The 16,166-nt window shown below is 70.3% G+C and carries 17 protein-coding genes; 1 reads left to right on the forward strand and 16 read right to left on the reverse strand.

Annotated elements, in window-relative coordinates; all coding sequences use genetic code 11:
* Positions 1-44 precede the first annotated feature (44 nt).
* The 12 genes from OHS59_RS13770 to OHS59_RS13825 all read right to left on the reverse strand — a co-directional run bounded on the left by OHS59_RS13770 (position 45) and on the right by OHS59_RS13825 (position 8,172).
* Positions 45-353 carry a DUF2469 domain-containing protein gene (locus OHS59_RS13770; RefSeq protein WP_055510545.1) on the reverse strand — a complete coding sequence of 103 codons (309 nt, stop codon included), beginning with the start codon at positions 351-353 and terminating at the stop codon, positions 45-47.
* A gap of 55 nt (positions 354-408) precedes the next feature.
* Entirely contained in the window at positions 409-885 is a 477-nt protein-coding gene (locus OHS59_RS13775) for an NUDIX hydrolase (protein WP_328499196.1), read from the reverse strand.
* 100 nt (positions 886-985) lie between these two features.
* Positions 986-1,732: a signal peptidase I gene (gene lepB / locus OHS59_RS13780; RefSeq protein ID WP_328493701.1), complete on the reverse strand. Its 747-nt coding sequence runs from the start codon at positions 1,730-1,732 to the stop codon at positions 986-988.
* A 78-nt stretch (positions 1,733-1,810) separates the two neighbouring features.
* Positions 1,811-2,761, reverse strand: coding sequence for a signal peptidase I (gene lepB / locus OHS59_RS13785; protein ID WP_328493702.1), 951 nt, complete (start codon positions 2,759-2,761; stop codon positions 1,811-1,813).
* On the reverse strand, positions 2,649-3,731 hold the full coding sequence (gene lepB, locus OHS59_RS13790; protein WP_328493703.1) for a signal peptidase I: 1,083 nt from the start codon (positions 3,729-3,731) through the stop codon (positions 2,649-2,651). Before lepB (OHS59_RS13790) ends, lepB (OHS59_RS13785) begins: the two co-directional genes overlap by 113 nt.
* The gene (lepB, locus tag OHS59_RS13795) at positions 3,724-4,482 is read right to left on the reverse strand and encodes a signal peptidase I (RefSeq protein ID WP_328493704.1); all 759 of its coding nucleotides are present in this window, start codon (positions 4,480-4,482) and stop codon (positions 3,724-3,726) included. Before lepB (OHS59_RS13795) ends, lepB (OHS59_RS13790) begins: the two co-directional genes overlap by 8 nt.
* Positions 4,483-4,527: 45 nt before the next feature.
* Positions 4,528-4,878: a 50S ribosomal protein L19 gene (rplS, locus tag OHS59_RS13800; protein ID WP_107021806.1), complete on the reverse strand. Its 351-nt coding sequence runs from the start codon at positions 4,876-4,878 to the stop codon at positions 4,528-4,530.
* Between the two features lie 135 nt (positions 4,879-5,013).
* Positions 5,014-5,835 (reverse strand): tRNA (guanosine(37)-N1)-methyltransferase TrmD, encoded by an 822-nt coding sequence (trmD, locus tag OHS59_RS13805; RefSeq protein WP_328493705.1) that lies wholly within the window; start codon positions 5,833-5,835, stop codon positions 5,014-5,016.
* A complete protein-coding gene (gene rimM / locus OHS59_RS13810; protein WP_328493706.1) occupies positions 5,835-6,467 on the reverse strand; it encodes a ribosome maturation factor RimM in 633 nt (210 codons plus the stop codon). The genes trmD and rimM overlap by 1 nt, the downstream gene beginning before the upstream one ends.
* A gap of 105 nt (positions 6,468-6,572) precedes the next feature.
* Positions 6,573-6,812: an RNA-binding protein gene (locus tag OHS59_RS13815; protein WP_005479813.1), complete on the reverse strand. Its 240-nt coding sequence runs from the start codon at positions 6,810-6,812 to the stop codon at positions 6,573-6,575.
* 2 nt (positions 6,813-6,814) lie between these two features.
* On the reverse strand, positions 6,815-7,234 hold the full coding sequence (rpsP, locus tag OHS59_RS13820; RefSeq protein WP_328493707.1) for a 30S ribosomal protein S16: 420 nt from the start codon (positions 7,232-7,234) through the stop codon (positions 6,815-6,817).
* A 341-nt stretch (positions 7,235-7,575) separates the two neighbouring features.
* Positions 7,576-8,172 carry a hypothetical protein gene (locus tag OHS59_RS13825; RefSeq protein ID WP_149515389.1) on the reverse strand — a complete coding sequence of 199 codons (597 nt, stop codon included), beginning with the start codon at positions 8,170-8,172 and terminating at the stop codon, positions 7,576-7,578.
* 865 nt (positions 8,173-9,037) lie between these two features.
* Between OHS59_RS13825 and OHS59_RS13830 the strand changes: the two genes are divergently transcribed.
* The gene (locus tag OHS59_RS13830) at positions 9,038-9,895 is read left to right on the forward strand and encodes an SAM-dependent methyltransferase (RefSeq protein WP_328493708.1); all 858 of its coding nucleotides are present in this window, start codon (positions 9,038-9,040) and stop codon (positions 9,893-9,895) included.
* Between the two features lie 148 nt (positions 9,896-10,043).
* Here OHS59_RS13830 and ffh read toward each other — a convergent pair whose 3' ends face one another.
* From ffh to OHS59_RS13850, 4 genes are all read right to left on the reverse strand, one after another.
* Positions 10,044-11,600: a signal recognition particle protein gene (gene ffh, locus OHS59_RS13835; protein WP_328493709.1), complete on the reverse strand. Its 1,557-nt coding sequence runs from the start codon at positions 11,598-11,600 to the stop codon at positions 10,044-10,046.
* 207 nt (positions 11,601-11,807) lie between these two features.
* Positions 11,808-14,261 (reverse strand): [protein-PII] uridylyltransferase, encoded by a 2,454-nt coding sequence (locus tag OHS59_RS13840; protein WP_328493710.1) that lies wholly within the window; start codon positions 14,259-14,261, stop codon positions 11,808-11,810.
* A 25-nt stretch (positions 14,262-14,286) separates the two neighbouring features.
* The gene (locus OHS59_RS13845) at positions 14,287-14,625 is read right to left on the reverse strand and encodes a P-II family nitrogen regulator (RefSeq protein WP_143640660.1); all 339 of its coding nucleotides are present in this window, start codon (positions 14,623-14,625) and stop codon (positions 14,287-14,289) included.
* On the reverse strand, positions 14,622-15,962 hold the full coding sequence (locus tag OHS59_RS13850) for an ammonium transporter (protein WP_328493711.1): 1,341 nt from the start codon (positions 15,960-15,962) through the stop codon (positions 14,622-14,624). Before OHS59_RS13850 ends, OHS59_RS13845 begins: the two co-directional genes overlap by 4 nt.
* Positions 15,963-16,166 lie beyond the last annotated feature (204 nt).

Genomic DNA, 16,166 nt, shown 5'->3' on the forward strand with positions numbered 1-16,166 from the left:
CACTCACCCACACGAGCGGCCGCCGTAGGCCTTTTGAGCCCGTCCTAGCTGCTCGGCAATTCGAGGTCGCTCTTGTTCAGCTCCTCGATGTTCACGTCCTTGAATGTCAGGACGCGCACCTGTTTCACGAACCGAGCAGGCCGGTACATGTCCCACACCCAGGCATCCGCCATGGACACCTCGAAAAACACCTCGCCCTGAACCGAGTGCACCTGCATCTCGTAATCGTTGGTGAGGTAGAAGCGCCGTTCGGTCTCGATCACATATTTGAACAGACCGACGACATCGCGGTACTCCCGGTAGAGCTTCAGCTCCATCTCGGTCTCGTACTTTTCGAGGTCCTCGGCGCTCATGGCATGTTCCCCTTCAGCCGTGCGTCCCCCTATTGTGCGCCAGCCCCGCGAGCCCCTAGACGATTTCCGTGTCGAGGGTCTCGGGCCTGGCCGGGGGCCCTTCGTCGAGCAGCCTGCGCAGCAGCTCGGCGAGTCTGGTCGGATACACCGTCTCATGTGCCCGGGCAAGTTCCTGGCACGTCCACCAGCGCGCTCCGGCGACACTGCGCCGTTCCAGCTCGGTCAGCCCTGTGGCCCGGGTCGCCGTCTGCGTCGTACGGCCGAGGTAGTACCACTCGTCCTGGTGCCAGCGACGCCCCGCGAACGGAAACGAACAGGTCCGCCGCCACAGCACCGGACCCAGCTCGACCTCGGTGACGCCGGTCTCCTCAACGAGCTCCCGCAGCGCGGCCTCCTCCCGCGTCTCGTCGCCCTCCACACCGCCGCCCGGCGTGAACCACCAGTCGTCCGAGCGGTCCTCGGGCTCGTGGCCGTGCAGCAGCAGGATGCGGTCCTGCGGGTCCAGCAGCACCACCCGGGCGACTTTTCGCAGCTCACCGAGATCACCGAGGTCACCGAGGTCACCGACCGCCGGAAGCGCTCCGGTCCCGCCCGTCTCCGCGGTCGGCCTGTCGCCCGCCGACGGGGACCCCTCAGCCGGCAAGTGCGCGCTCCCTCGACCCCGTACGGCTGCGCCTGCGTCCCGCACGATTGGCGATCGGCCCGTACGCGGCCCCGCCGAGGACGAGCACCGCGCCCGCCACGACCGCGGCAAGGACCAGTCGCAGGGGGCCAGGCTCGGAGGTGGCGCCGAGCGTCTCGAAGCCGGTGGGGCGGGCCAGCATGCCGTTCATGGGCCAGGCCACCGCGTCGACGCGCGCGTTCACCGCGCTGCGGGGCACCGTGCCGTTGCCCGCCTCCGTCAGATGGGCGGTGGAGTCCAGCGAACCGCTGCGCTCGTCGCCGAGCAGGAAGAGCCGGTTCTTGGGCACCTCGATGGAGGGGATCGTGGACGACTCGGCCGCACTGCCCTTCGGCAGATACGGTTCGTCGATCTTCTTGCCGTTGACGGTCAGCTTGTCCTGCGTGCAGCAGGCGACCGTGTCCCCGCCGACGGCGACGACCCGCTTCACCATGGGGAGATTGCCCCAGCTCGCCTGCTTGAAGACGACGACGTCACCGCGCTGCACCTCGGAACCGTCGATCCGCTCGGCGAGCACCCGGTCGCCGCCCGCGATGGTCGGCGACATCGAGTCGGTCGGCACGGTGTACGGCTGGTAGACGACCGCTCCCCAGGCGAAGCCGCCGAGGAAGAGGACACAGCCGAGGGCCACGGCCAGCCCCGACAGCTTGCTGCCGAGCCGTCCGTGGCCCTCGTCCGTACGACTTGTCCCGCTCATCCCAGTGCTCCCCAACTCGGAGAATCGACCTCGCGGCCCAGGTCCGGGCAGCGGAAGATCGGCGTCTGGGACGGCACCCTACCCGGCGGTACGCGACCCAGAAACCCTGGTGTTCCCGACGGTAAGGCGACGCCTGCGCCACAGCACCAGCGGCACGGCGCCCACGAGCGCGAACGCGCCCGGAGCGGCGGCGGTGAGGTTCTGGTCGAAGGTGTCCGGCACCGGAAGCGTGGACCAGCGGGTCGGCGGCCAGGCGACGACGACCGCGCGGCCCACCACGTTGTCCACGGGCACGAAGCCCCTGTGCTTGTCCTGCTGGTGGTAGCGGGAGTCCAGCGAGTTCTGCCGGTGGTCGCCCATGACCCAGATTTTGCCTTCGGGAACCTTCACCTTGAACTGGCCGCCGCCGTCGTCCACGGTGCAGGGCGTGTTGCCCGGGTAGACGTAGGGCTCGTTCAGCGCCTTGCCGTTGACCTTCAGCGGGCCGGTGCCGTTGCACTCGACGGTGTCGCCGCCGACGCCGATGACACGCTTGATGAGGTCCTTCTCCTCGGAGGAGGGCATCAGGCCGATCCAGCTGAGGGCCGTCTGGATCGCGTTCGGATTGGGCGTCGGCTCGCCCGCCAGCCACTTGTCGGGGTCGTGGAAGACGACGACCTCGCCGCGCTCGGGCTCCGAGCCGAACCACGGGGTCAGCTTGTCGACGAGGACGCGGTCACCCTGCTGCAGGGTGTTCTGCATCGAGTCCGAGGGGATCGAGAACGCCTGCACCAGGAAGGACTTGATCAGCAGCGCGAGGACCAGCGCGATGCCGATGAGCAGGGGAAGTTCCTTCCAGAAGGACCGCTGCTTCTTCGGCGCCGGAGAAGCTCCTTCGGAGTCCCGCCCGTCCCTGCCGTCGCCGTCCCCGGAATCGTCACCGGAGGGCACGGCGTCCTCGCCGACCGGCGGGACCGACTCTTCGGATCGTCCCGGTCGTTCCTCGGGCCCCTCGTGTCCGGATCGTGCGCCGACCGCCAAATCCCCCACATCCACTCCTCACTCCGTGCCGCCGCCCGCGCCGGATACGACGCAGGCCCACCACTCCCATAACGAGCGGGAGTTCCGCAGGGGTCGGGAGCGGGATCAATCCGTATCGATCCGCGGTGGCCACCCTATGCGACGTGTCGAGTGCGGTGGTCGCTCCGCCGGCCACGTCCGGCACGGACGCGTAGGTGTCCGGTTCCTTGAGCCGGGTCCAGTGTCCGATGGGCCAGGCGATGACCATGGCACGGCCCACGACGTCCTCGGAGATCGTGCCGCCGCCCTTCTCGTCGCGGTGGAAACGGGAGTCGGCGGAGTTGGACCGGTGATCACCCATCACCCACAGGCGCCCCGCCGGCACCTTCACCTCGAAGACGAGCGAGGAGGGCTTGTCGCCGGGGTTGATGTAGGGCTCGTCGAGCGGCATGCCGTTGACGGTGACGCGCCCCTGGGTGTCGCAGCACTTGACGGTGTCACCGCCGACCGCGACGACCCGCTTGATCAGGTCCCGGTCGTTGTCCGAGGGCAGCAGGCCGATGAAGGTCAGCGCCTCCTTGACCTGCTTGACGACGATGGGGTCTTCCTTCTTCGCCGTCGGCTGTTCGTCCTCCAGCCAGCCGCCGGGGTCCTTGAAGACGACGACGTCGCCGCGCTCGGGCTTCGAACCGAACCACGGAGTGAGCTTGTCGACCAGGACGCGGTCACCGATCCGGATCGTCTGCTCCATGGAACCCGAGGGGATCACGAAGGCCTGGACGAGGAACGTCTTCAGGACGAGCGCGATGAGCAGCGCCACCCCGATCAGAAGAGGTATCTCCTTGACCGCGGAGCGCTGTCTGCGCCGCTTGACCCGCCGGGCCAGCTTGCGGCGGTCGGCCCGGCCGGGCATCACGGGGCCGCCCGTGCGCCGGGAGCCCGTGGGCAGGAGGTCCTCCGCGGCACTGTGGGTGCCGCGGGGCTTGCCGCGGTTACCCATGGACACCGTCCACGGCTTCCCGCCCGCTCGACCCGGGGAGGAGCGGGCCCGCGGCGGCGGGCACGCGCGCGTAGCCGTCGGCGCGTTCGAGGCCGGTCCAGTGGCCCAGGGGCCAGGCGATCCAGTCGGCTCTGCCGATCACGTCGCCGACGGGGATCATGCCGCCGCCCGGGGAGCCGAGGTGGTCGCGGGAGTCGCTGGAGTCGCCGCGGTGGTCACCGAGGACGAAGAGGGTCCCGTCGGGGACGGCGACGTCGAAGGGCACTTCGGACGGCTCGTTCCCCGGGTACAGAAACGTCAACTCGTCGACCGAGCGGCCGTTCACCTCGATCCTCCCCTGCCTGTCGCAGCAGACCACATGGTCTCCCCCCACGCCGACGACACGTTTGATGTAGTCGGCGTCGCCGAAGTAACCGGTGCCGTCGAACACGACGACGTCACCGCGCCTCGGCTCAGCACCGAAACGGTACGCCAACTTATTTACGAGAACGCGGTCCCCGATCCTCAATCCGGGCTCCATCGAGCCACTGGGAATTTGGAACGGCTGGATCACGAACCGGGTGAGCAGCAGCAGGGAAAGCAGACAGAACAGCACGGTCAGGCTGATACGCCCGCCCGGCACCCGGTCGGCGACCCGGTCCACCAACGCGAAACGCGACCGTCCCTCCACCCCCTGTGTGTCCGAGATCTCCTCGGACACTGCGGGGTGGGAGGAGCGGTCGCGCTCCGTGTGCTGTGCTTCGGCGTCCATGTGGGCCAGATGCTATCCGGCCCGCACGAGGGACCCGGCGCTGGCTCAGTTGTCGCGCTTCTCCTTGATCTTCGCGGCCTTGCCGCGCAGCTCACGGAGGTAGTAGAGCTTCGCGCGGCGCACGGCGCCGCGGCTGACGAGCTCGATCTTCTCGACGATCGGGGTGTGCACCGGGAAGGTGCGCTCGACGCCGACGGAGAAGGAGACCTTGCGGACCGTGAAGGTCTCGCGGACACCGGCGCCCTGGCGGCGGATGACTACACCCTTGAACTGCTGCACACGGGAGCGGTTGCCCTCGATGACGCGGACGTGGACGTTGACGGTGTCACCCGGGCGGAAGGCCGGGACGTCGCTGCGCAGCGACGCTGCATCGACGGACGCGAGCAGGTTGGACATGATCGTCTGCTTTCTTCGGCGATGCCACAGGTCATCGACGGAAGTCGGTGGTTCCAGAAGGGGGCTGTTCTCGCCGGGGCGGGCGTCGTGTCCCCCTGTGGCAGGGGCGCACGCCGGACGACGTACAGCAGCCGCCTATTCTTCCACGGTGTCGGGCCTGCGCCCAAATCGGCCGTCGGGGCCGGGCTGCCAGCCGAGGATGGAGAGCATCTCGCGGTCCTTCTTGTCGAAGGCGGCGGGGTCGCAGCGCTCGATGAGGTCCGGCCTGTTGGCGGTGGTCCGCCGCAGTGCCTCGTCCCGGCGCCAGCGGGCGATCTTGCCGTGGTGGCCGCTGACCAGCACGTCGGGGATCTCCCGGCCGCGCCACTGGGGCGGCTTCGTGTAGACCGGGCCCTCCAGGAGGTTCGCCATGGCTCCCGGCGCGAACGAGTCGTCCCGGTGCGACTCGGCGTTGCCGAGGACGCCCGGCAGCAGCCGGGCCACGGCCTCCGTGATCACGAGGACGGCCGCCTCGCCGCCGGCCAGCACGTAGTCGCCGATGGAGACCTCGTACACGGGCATACGGGTCGCGTACTCGTCGATGACGCGGCGGTCGATGCCCTCGTAGCGGGCGGGCGTGAAGACCAGCCAGGGGCGCTCGGAGAGCTCGACGGCGAGTTCCTGGGTGAAGGGACGGCCGCTGGGCGTGGGGACGACCAGGACGGGCCCGTGGGAGTCCGTCTCGTAGCCGTCGGCGAGGACGGAGTCCAGTGCGTCGCCCCAGGGCCCGGTCTTCATGACCATGCCGGGCCCGCCGCCGTACGGGGTGTCGTCGACCGTGTTGTGCCGGTCGTAGGTCCACTCCCGCAGATCATGCACGTGCACATTCAGCTGTCCACGCGCGCGTGCCTTCCCCATGAGGGAGACGTTCAGGGGGTCCAGGTACTCGGGGAAGATCGTGAGGACGTCGAGCCGCATCAGGCGTCGGCTCCCGAGGGGCCGCCCGCGCCGGAGGCGCCTTCCGCCTCGCCGGAGGAGCCCGATGAGCCCGAGGAACCCTCGGCTTCGGCGTCCGCGTCCCTGGCGGAGGCGATCTCCGCCCTGTCGTCGATCAGACCGGGCGGCGGGTCGATGACGGCCCGCTGCTTCTCCAGGTCGATCTCGACGACGATCTCCTCGACGAAGGGGATCAGCACCTCGGAACCGTCCGCCCGCTCGACCACGAAGAGGTCCTGGGACGGCAGGTGCGAGATCTCGGTGAGCCGTCCGACCTCGGTGCCGTCCTTCAGGACGACGTCCAGGTCCATGAGCTGGTGGTCGTAGTACTCGTCCGGGTCCTCGGGCACCTGGTCCGGGTCGACCTCGGCGATCAGCAGGGTGTTGCGCAGCGCCTCGGCGGCGTTGCGGTCACGTACTCCCTCGAAGCGCAGCAGGAGACGACCGCTGTGCACCCGTCCGGTCTCGATGGTCAGCGGACCGGCCGAGGCGGGGTCCGTGGCCAGGACGGCACCGGGCCCGAGCCGCAACTCCGGCTCGTCGGTACGTACCTCGACGGTGACCTCGCCCTTGATGCCATGGGCCCGGCCCACCCGCGCGACTACCAGCTGCACTTGCTTGATCTCCTGTCGTGTGTCCACTGCTCCGCCGCGTGGACGACCACGGGCCGGGGACGGCCCAGAGGCCCTCCCCGGCCCGAGCCGGTGCTGCGTGTTACTTCAGCGGACGTGATCCACGTCGACGAGGTCGACGCGGACACCTCGTCCGCCGATGGCGCCTACCACGGTTCGCAGGGCGCGCGCGGTGCGGCCGTTGCGGCCGATCACCTTCCCGAGGTCGTCGGGGTGAACCCTGACCTCAAGAACGCGTCCACGACGCAGGTCACGCGAGGCGACCTGTACGTCGTCCGGGTTGTCGACAATGCCCTTCACGAGGTGCTCAAGAGCCTCCTCAAGCATGCTCAGGCCTCGGTCGACGCGGACTCGGCGGCAGCCTCGTCCTTCTTCTCAGCCTTCTTCTTCTGCGTGATGGCCTCGCCCTTGCTGTCGTCGTCGCCGCCCAGGGCGTCGAACAACGGGCGCGCGGCCTTCGGCTCGGCGACGAGCAGCGGCGGCGGGGCGGGCTCGCCCTTGTGCTTCTGCCAGTCGCCGGTCAGCTTGAGGATGGCGAGAACGGGCTCGGTCGGCTGTGCGCCGACACCCAGCCAGTACTGCGCACGCTCGGAGTCGACCTCGATGCGCGACGGGTTCTGCACCGGGTGGTACAGGCCGATCTCCTCGATGGCCCTGCCGTCACGGCGGGTACGGGAGTCGGCGACGACGATGCGGTAGTGAGGCGCGCGGATCTTGCCCAGACGCTTCAGCTTGATCTTGACTGCCACGGAAGTGGTGTCTCCTGGTCTTGACGGGGTTGGGCACGGCGAGATTGCCGCGTGGGGTTGCGGTACCCGAGTGCCCGATGGACGCGTCAGCCGGAGGAGAGAGGGGTCCTGTGCGGCTGCGAGTACAGCTGACCATTCTGCCACACCCTGAAGGGCCCCTCGACCCGGGCGTACCGACCCCGGGCGGCTCCCGGGCAGCCCCCGGCCGGCCCGCCGCAGGGCCCGGCACGGGTGTCGCCGTCGAGGTGGGCCACCGCACGACCCGGCACCCACGAAGTGCCGCCGCGCTCTTCTGCACCACCCCGGCGGGACGACGGCCCGCCGCTGCGTCGGCTGTCCGCTCAGCCCGCTGCCGCGCCGACCACCTCCGGAATGCGGAACGGCTTCCCGCACCCTCCGCACACGATCGGCGCCTGCGCGAGGACCGACGGAACGACGCGGACGTTGCGTCCGCAGTCGCAGACCGCCTTCACGCGCACGCCCCCTCCGGAGGAGCCGTGCCGGGCGGCCGGACCCCTGAAGCTCTGGGCCGTGTCCGCGGCGGTCGCGACCGTGTGCGCCTTGAGGGCGCGCTGGAGCCGCTCGATCGTCGGGCGGTAGCGCCGCTTCGCCTCGGGGTTGAGCGTGACCAGCGAGAATCCGCTGCTGGGATGCGGCTCCTCGGGGTGGTCCAGACCCAACTCCTCGGCGATCGCGAGGAATCTGCGGTTGTGGTACCGGCCGGCGCGGGAGGTGTCACGGACTCCTCGGGCGGCGGCGATGCCGTGGACTGCCTCGTGAAGCAGTCGTTCGAAGGAGAGTTCGTGTCCGCAGGCGGACGACGACTCCCCGATCAGGGACTCTGGCGCGGCAAGATCGGGCAGCTCGGGGTGGTGCCGCTGAATGTCGGCCCACGCCCCTGCCAGCTCTGCGGCGAGAACAGGTGGTGTCGTGCTCACGTAATGACAACGAGCCGAGGTGCCTCTGTGTTCCTATTCCGGGGCATCCCAAATATTTTGCACGTACCCGTCAGTTGCCGCTGATGCGTCCTGACGAGGGCGGGTGCGCTGATCTGCGGAGAAGCCTCACAGTTCGCACCCAGCCGGTACGTAGTGACGTGTACGTCCGGGCCAGTAGGCGCTGTCTGCGCGCCGGGGCACCTGGGGTCATCGAATGCGCAAGAGGCGTTTCGGTCCTTGTTGCGGCGGAATGCCGGGGCCCAGTAGGCAGGGGCCACGACGGCGACGTTACCGGGTCCGCCGTCGGCCCGGGGCACCGGCCCGTCCCCGGCCACCAGACACCGTACGGTCACCGCGCGCCCGGCGAGCCCGTTTCCCCTCCGTGCCGGGGGTGACCGACGGGACGCCCGCCCGGCCGCCGTCGGCAGTGGCCTCACCGGTCCCTCATCGCCCCCTCGCGGACCCCTCACCGATCCCCTCGGCAGCCGGTCGCCGCACTCGCGGACCTTGGCCGGAACCGCATCGTCGTCCTCCGCGGCGGGACCCGTGTCCCGTACAGGGCGGGGCGCGGTGGCACGCGCAACCCACTGTCATCGCCGTGCGACGTGAACAGGCCACCCACTGCGCGGGCGCATCTGCCGGCAAACAGCGCTCGCCCGCCGGTCGTCCAGGAACACAAGGCGCACATGTTGCCGGTATGTGAATTTTCGCGGCGCGCGCCGATGGTACGCAAACCGGGCTCCGTAACCCCTGGACGCCACGACGAGCGCGGAGTTTCCTGGCATACGGGGGGAGTGCGAGCGCACTGCACGGGGGTGAAGGAACGGGGCACAAACGCAACTCTCGGCGGATTGGGGCACATTCGATGACACCTACGCTCGTGCGGCAGCACCTACCTCACTCGGGGGCCACGCCCCAGGTGGATCAGTGGGCACGCGCGCGTGACTGGGCCGAGATTCAGGAGCGGATGCTCGTTCCGCTCTACGAGGCCGTCTACGAGCGACTCGAAGTGGGCTCCTCGACCAGGCTGTTGGGGCTCGGCTGCGGGTCCGGCCTGGCGCTGCTGATGGCTGCGGCGCGGGGCGCTTCGGTCACCGGACTGCAGGCCCACGCGCCGGAGCGACTGGCACTCGCTCGCGAGCGCCTGCTGCCCGAGGCATGGGGCACGCGTGCGCGTGCCGGTGCCCGGCTGACGGACGGGGAGCCGGCCGACATCGACGACGACGGGGCTGCGGCGGCGTACAACCTGGTGACCGCTTTCGAGCCGGTCGGGTGCGTGGCCGGCGACTCCGAAGGTCTCGCCGGGGCGCTGGCCGCGGCGAGTCCGCTCGTCGGCCTAGGGGTTCCCGTGGTCCTCGCGGGCTGGGGGCCTCCGGAACGGTGTGCCACGTCCTCGGTGCTTCGGGTCGCCGCCAAGCTGGCGGATCCCCTGCGGGGTACGGGCAGTTGGCGCCCCGCTCTGCGTGACGACCTGGAGGAGGTCGCCCAGCGGGCCGGCCTTCGGCCCGACGGGTCCGGGCGGGTCGCCTGCCCCTTCGGGTACGCGGACGTGGACAACGCGGTGCGTGGGCTGCTGTCCACAGGGCTCTTCGACGCCGCCGTCGCGGCCACGGATCCGGAACAGGTCGACAAGGAGGTGCGGGAGGCTCTGCATCCGTACAAACGGCGGGACGGGACGGTGTGGATGCCGAACGTCTTCCGGTATCTGATCGCTCGGACCTGAGGGCTGCGCCCCCGGACCCCCCTGTCGCGCTTCGCGCTCGTCCTCGGACGCCGGACGCGCTGAATACGTTTCAGCCCGTCCGGCGTCCGAGGACGAAGGGAGTTCGGGGGCAGCGCCCCCGAGGTGCCCCGAGGCCGGTGGCGAAGAATCAGCCCATGAACTTCTTGAACTCGTCGGGGAGTTCGAAGTTCTGCGGCTGCTGCTGGCCGCCCGGCAGGCCGAGCGCGCCGCCCGCCTGCCCCCCGGCCTCCCGCCGAGCCGCAGCCTCTTCCTCCTGCTGCTTGCGCTTCATCGGGTTCCCGGACCGCTGCTTGCCCTTGCTCTTCTTGGGCTGCTTCTTCGTCCGGCCGGCCCCGCCGCCCATGCCAGGCATCCCGGGCATCCCCGGCATGCCACCGCCCTGGGCCATGCGGGACATCATCTTGCGGGCCTCGAAGAACCGCTCGACGAGCCCCTTGACCGCGCTGACCTCGACACCGGAACCCTTCGCGATACGGGCGCGCCGCGAGCCGTTGATGATCGTCGCGTCCTGGCGCTCGGCCGGAGTCATCGACTTGATGATCGCGGCCGTGCGGTCGACGTCGCGCTCGTCGAGGTTGCTGATCTGGTCCTTGATCTGGCCCATGCCGGGCAGCATGCCGAGCAGCTTGGAGATGGAGCCCATCTTCCTGACCTGCTCCATCTGGGCCAGGAAGTCGTCGAGCGTGAAGTCCTGGCCCTTCTTGGAGGCCAGCTTCTCGGCCATCTGCTCGGCCTCTTGCTGCGAGAAGGTCTGCTCGGCCTTCTCGATCAGCGTGAGCATGTCGCCCATGCCGAGGATGCGGGACGCCATGCGGTCCGGGTGGAACGCGTCGAAGTCGTCCAGCTTCTCGCCGTTGGAGGCGAACATGATCTGGCGGCCGGTGACGTGCGCGATGGAGAGCGCCGCACCACCGCGCGCGTCGCCGTCGAGCTTGGAGAGGACCACGCCGTCGAAGCCGACGCCGTCGCGGAAGGCCTCCGCGGTGTTGACCGCGTCCTGGCCGACCATCGCGTCGACGACGAAGAGGATCTCGTCGGGCGAGACCGCGTCGCGGATGTCGGCGGCCTGCTGCATCAGCTCGGTGTCGATGCCGAGGCGGCCCGCGGTGTCGACGATGACGACGTCGTGCTGCTTCTGCTTCGCGTACTCGATGGAGTCCTTGGCGACCTGGACCGGGTCACCGACGCCGTTGCCCGGCTGGGGCGCGTAGACGCCGACGCCCGCGCGCTCGCCGACGACGCTCAGCTGGTTGACCGCGTTCGGGCGCTGGAGGTCGCAGGCGACGAGCAGCGGGGCGTGGCCCTGGCCCTGCAGCCACTTGCCGAGCTTTCCGGCGAGGGTGGTCTTACCGGCACCCTGCAGGCCCGCGAGCATGATCACGGTCGGCGGCTGCTTGGCGAAGCGCAGCCGCCGGGTCTCGCCGCCGAGGATGCCGACGAGCTCCTCGTTGACGATCTTGATGACCTGCTGGGCGGGATTGAGCGCCTGCGAGACCTCGGCCCCGAGGGCCCTCTCCTTGACCTGCTTGATGAAGGCCCGGACGACCGGCAGCGCGACGTCCGCTTCCAGCAGGGCGATACGGATCTCGCGCGCGGTGGCGTCGATGTCCGCCTCGGACAGGCGCCCCTTGCCGCGAAGGTTCTTGAATGTCGCTGCGAGGCGATCGGAGAGAGTGTCGAACACGGCGGTCGCGAATCCTCAAGTAGGGGGCAGGGGGGCAGGTCCGCCCTCCAGAGTATCTGCCCACACCGGAAAGGGTCTCCACCCCGTCGTCACGGGCTTCCGTCCAGCGAACGGACGCCCCAGGTGCGCCCCGTCAGGGGCGCGGGGAACTGCGCGCCCAGCCACGACCGGCCCGCAGCCATGGAACAACCGGTCCCGGCCGGACATCTACTCCCGCAACGTGTCCTCCAAAGCCCGCGCCAGCGACGCCGCCTGCTCCCCCGGCAACGGGGACCCGTCGGGCCCGGTCACGTAGAACGCGTCCACCGCGTTCGCGCCCAGCGTGGAGACATGGGCGCTGCGCACCCGGACCTGCGCGTTCTCCAGCGCACGCCCGATGCGGTGCAGCAGCCCGGGGGCGTCGTGGGCGCGCACCTCGATGACGGTGGCGAGCCGGGACGCGGCGGCGGCCACGCTCACCCGGGCCGGCGGCGCGACGATGCCCCGCCTGCGCGGGTAGGCGGCGTCCCGCTCGGCCAGGCGTCCGGTGATGTCGAGGGAGCCGTCGAGGGCGCGTACGAGATCGGCGCGCAGGCGGGCGGCCTGCGGCAGGGACCCGTACTCGGCGGCGACCCGCCAGTCGAGGAGAAGTACGGAGCCGGAGACACCGTCGGGCAGTTCGAACGCCCGCAGTTCCGCGGTCCGCACGGTGAGCCGGTGCATGGCGAGGACACCGGCCACGGCGGGCAGGACGCCCTTCTGGTCCGGTACCGCGATGAGCAGTTCCACACCGAGGGGCTCCGGATCCCGGTCCTCGGAGGGCTCCTCGGTGGGCGGTTCGGTCTGGGCACGCAGCGCGAGCACGGGGCCGCCGGTGCGGAACGCCTCGATGGCGAGCCGTTCCTGTTCGGCGGTGGGCGCCGCGGCCTCGGGCTCCTCGGGGTCGTCCCCGGCGAGCACGGCGGAGACCCGCTTCACCAGGTCCGCGACGAGGGACGCCCGCCACGAGGACCAGGCGGCCGGACCGGTGGCCAGCGCGTCCGCCTCGGTGAGCGCGTGGAGGAGTTCCAGCGTGCCCTGCGATCCGACGGCCTCCGCGACCGCGCGCACGGTCGCCGGGTCCTCCAGGTCACGCCTGGTCGCCGTCTCGACGAGCAGCAGGTGATGGCGTACGAGCGCGGCGAGGGTGGCCACGTCGGTGCGGTCGAAGCCGATGCGGGCCGCCACGTCCCGCGCGATGATCTCGCCGGCCACGGAGTGGTCGCCGGGCCAGCCCTTGCCGATGTCGTGCAGCAGGGCGGCGACCAGCAGGAGGTCGGGGCGGTGGACGCGCCGGGTGAACTCGGCGGCGCGGACCGCCGTCTCGATCAGGTGGCGGTCGACGGTCCAGATGTGGACGGCGTTGCGCTGCGGCCGGCAGCGGACGCGCTCCCAGTCGGGCAGCAGCCGGGTGATCAGGCCCTCCGCCTCCAGTGCCTCCCAGACCTCGATGGTCGAGGGGCCGGAGCCGAGCAGCGTGATGAGTTGCTGACGGGCCTCGGCGGGCCACGGGGTGGGCAGCGGTCGGGCCGCGGCGGCCATGCGGCGGACCGCGTGCAGCGAGAGCGGCAGGCCCGCCTGGGCGGCAGCGGCGGCGGCGCGCAGCGGCAGCACGGGGTCGCGGTCGGGTCGGGCGGCGCGGGCGAGGACGACCTCGCCGTCCTGTTCGACGACACCCTCCGCCAGCGGGGAGCGTTCGGGGGCCGGTTTGCCACCGCCCAGCATGGCGCGCAGCCGCGGCCGCACGGCGCGCGAGCGCAGCACGCGCCCCACCTCGCGCCAGGTGACATCACTGGCGTACGAGACGACGCGGGCGGCCTCGTACACCTGGCGCAGCAGGGTGTCGGCGTCCAGGAGGCCGAGTTCCGCGGCGACCTGGTCCTGTTCCTGGAGGGCGAGGCGGTCGGTGGCGCGGCCGGTGGCGAGGTGCAAGGCGTCACGGACGTCGAGCAGGGTCTTGCGGGCCTCGGAGAGTCCCTCGCGCGGGGCGTCGGCGAGCCAGGAGGCGGCGACGGCGCGCAGGGCGGTGGCGTCGCGCAGTCCGCCGCGCGCCTCCTTGAGGTCGGGTTCGAGGAGGTACTGCAGTTCGCCCTGGCGCTCGGCGCGCTCGGCGCACAGTTCCTGGAGTTCGGGGAGACGTTTCGGCGCCTGGTTGCGCCAGTCGGCGAGGACGGCCGTGCGCAGTCCGGCGGTCAGGCCGAGGTCGCCCGCGATGTGGCGGGCGTCGAGGAGTCCGAGCTGCACCTTGAGGTCCTCGCCGGCCGTCTTGCGGGCCTCGGCGGGGGTGCGGACGGAGTGGTCGAGGTCGAGGCCGAGGTCCCAGATCGGATACCAGATGCGGTCGGCGAGGGAGGCCACCGCGCCCGGGTCGGCGCTGCCGTCGTGCAGGAGCAGCAGGTCGAGGTCGCTGCGCGGGGAGAGCTCGCCGCGGCCGTAGCCGCCGACGGCGACGAGCGAGATGCCGCGCAGTTTGTCGGCGCCCGCGTCGAAGAGACCGGTGAGCCAGTCGTCGGTCAGTTCGGCGAGGGCCGAACGGCGCGGCGGCCCGGACCGCGCCCCCTCCTGGAGGAGGCGCAGCCGGGCCGCCGCGTAGCCGCTGGGTCCCGAGTCCTCTGCTTCCGTACGCATGTCCGTACTCGTCACCCAGTGGCTCCTGTTCGTCTTCTGTCTACAGCGCGTCGGGTCCGCGCTCGCCGGTCCGGACCCGGACCGCCGTGTCGACCGGGACGGACCAGACCTTGCCGTCTCCGATCTTGCCGGTACGGGCCGCCTTCACGATGACGTCGAGCAGCTGCTCGGCGTCATCGTCCTCGACCAGTACCTCGATACGGATCTTGGGAACGAGGTCGACGGTGTACTCGGCACCGCGGTAGACCTCGGTGTGGCCCCGCTGACGACCGTAACCGCTCGCCTCGGTGACCGTGAGTCCGTGGACGCCGAAGGCCTGGAGGGCCTCCTTGATCTCGTCGAGCCGGTGGGGCTTGACGACGGCGGTGATGAGCTTCATGCGTCCACCTTCTTGCTCGCGGATTCGGCGACCGGGCCCGTGGCCGAGGTGCGTGCGGAGCCGCCGCCGGCGCCGCTGAAGTCGTATGCGGTCTCGGCGTGCTCGGCCTGGTCGATGCCCGCGACCTCGACGTCCTCGGGAACGCGCATCCCGATCGTCTTGTCGATCAGGAAGGCGAGGACCGCGGAGGCCACGAGGGAGTAGGCGAGGACACCGAAGACACCGGCGCACTGCTTCCAGAACTGGTCGAGGCCGCCGCCGTAGAAGAGGCCCGCGACGTCGGACTGGCCGCCGCCGGTGGCGAAGAAGCCGATCAGCAGGGATCCCGCGACACCGCCGACGAGGTGGACACCGACGACGTCGAGCGAGTCGTCGTAGCCGAACTTGTACTTGAGGCCGACAGCCATGGCGCAGAGCACACCGGCGATGACGCCCACCGCGATCGCGCCGAGCGGGGAGACCGCGCCGCCGGACGGGGTGATCGCGACCAGACCGGCGACCGCGCCGGAGGCGGCACCGAGGGTGGTGAACGCGCCGTGGCGGATCTTCTCGTAGGCGAGCCAGGCCAGCATGGCGGCGGCGGTGGCGACCTGCGTGTTGACGAACATCAGCGCGCCGACGCCGTCGTCGTTGCCGAGCCAGGAGCCGGCGTTGAACCCGAACCAGCCGAACCACAGCAGACCGGCGCCGAGCATCACCAGCGGGAGGCTGTGCGGGCGCATCGGGTCCTTCTTGAACCCGACGCGCTTGCCGATGACGAGGATGACACCGAGCGCGGCGGCGCCCGCGTTGATGTGGACCGCCGTACCGCCGGCGAAGTCGATGACGCCGAGCTCGAAGGCCCAGCCGCCGGTGCCCCAGACCCAGTGGGCGACCGGGAAGTACACGACCGTGGCCCACAGGGCGATGAACAGGGACCAGGCGGTGAACTTCACGCGGTCCGCGAGCGCGCCGCTTATCAGGGCGGGCGTGATGATCGCGAACATCAGCTGGAAGACGGCGAAGACGTAGATCGGGATGGTGTAACCGTCCCAGAGCTCCATCTTCCCGATGCCGCTGAGGCCCACGAAGTCGGAGGACCAGCCGACGATGCCGCCCGAGTCGGTACCGAAGGCGAGCGAGAAGCCGTAGAGCACCCACAGGATCGTGATGATCCCCATGCTGATGAAGCTCATCATCAACATGTTCAAGGTGCTCTTGACCCTGACCATGCCTCCGTAGAAGAAGGCGAGACCGGGAGTCATGATCAGCACCAGGGCGGAGCAGATGAGCATGAACCCGGTGTTGGCGGCAGACAGCGTGGGAGCGTCTGCGGCAAGCGTGATGGCTGGTGCCATCGGCGTCTCCTCGTCGTTGGTACGGCCCCGTGCGGGCGAAGCCATGAGCGGTTGTGAGGGGTGGGCCGGTTATGTGCCAGAGATTGGCGCAGCGCGGTTTCGACCGGCGCCCCTGCATGTTTCGCCCGGGTGACGAAGAGAACGTGCGTGTTACGCGTCGATGAACCGCCGGATTGTGGTGCCTCCGATCGTTATCGTGGCGCA

Origin of the sequence: Streptomyces sp. NBC_00414 (assembly GCF_036038375.1) — a bacterium.
Lineage (GTDB): Bacteria > Actinomycetota > Actinomycetes > Streptomycetales > Streptomycetaceae > Streptomyces.

What these genes read in the sequence shown, in the direction of transcription:
- rplS (WP_107021806.1), bottom strand. Translation starts at nt 4,878, where the DNA reads ATGTCCAACCTGCTCGCGTCCGTCGATGCAGCGTCGCTGCGCAGCGAC.
- OHS59_RS13830 (WP_328493708.1), top strand. Translation starts at nt 9,038, where the DNA reads ATGACACCTACGCTCGTGCGGCAGCACCTACCTCACTCGGGGGCCACG.
- OHS59_RS13850 (WP_328493711.1), bottom strand. Translation starts at nt 15,962, where the DNA reads ATGGCACCAGCCATCACGCTTGCCGCAGACGCTCCCACGCTGTCTGCC.
- OHS59_RS13815 (WP_005479813.1), bottom strand. Translation starts at nt 6,812, where the DNA reads ATGCTTGAGGAGGCTCTTGAGCACCTCGTGAAGGGCATTGTCGACAAC.
- OHS59_RS13770 (WP_055510545.1), bottom strand. Translation starts at nt 353, where the DNA reads ATGAGCGCCGAGGACCTCGAAAAGTACGAGACCGAGATGGAGCTGAAG.
- OHS59_RS13845 (WP_143640660.1), bottom strand. Translation starts at nt 14,625, where the DNA reads ATGAAGCTCATCACCGCCGTCGTCAAGCCCCACCGGCTCGACGAGATC.
- lepB (WP_328493704.1), bottom strand. Translation starts at nt 4,482, where the DNA reads ATGGACGCCGAAGCACAGCACACGGAGCGCGACCGCTCCTCCCACCCC.
- lepB (WP_328493703.1), bottom strand. Translation starts at nt 3,731, where the DNA reads ATGGGTAACCGCGGCAAGCCCCGCGGCACCCACAGTGCCGCGGAGGAC.
- lepB (WP_328493701.1), bottom strand. Translation starts at nt 1,732, where the DNA reads ATGAGCGGGACAAGTCGTACGGACGAGGGCCACGGACGGCTCGGCAGC.
- trmD (WP_328493705.1), bottom strand. Translation starts at nt 5,835, where the DNA reads ATGCGGCTCGACGTCCTCACGATCTTCCCCGAGTACCTGGACCCCCTG.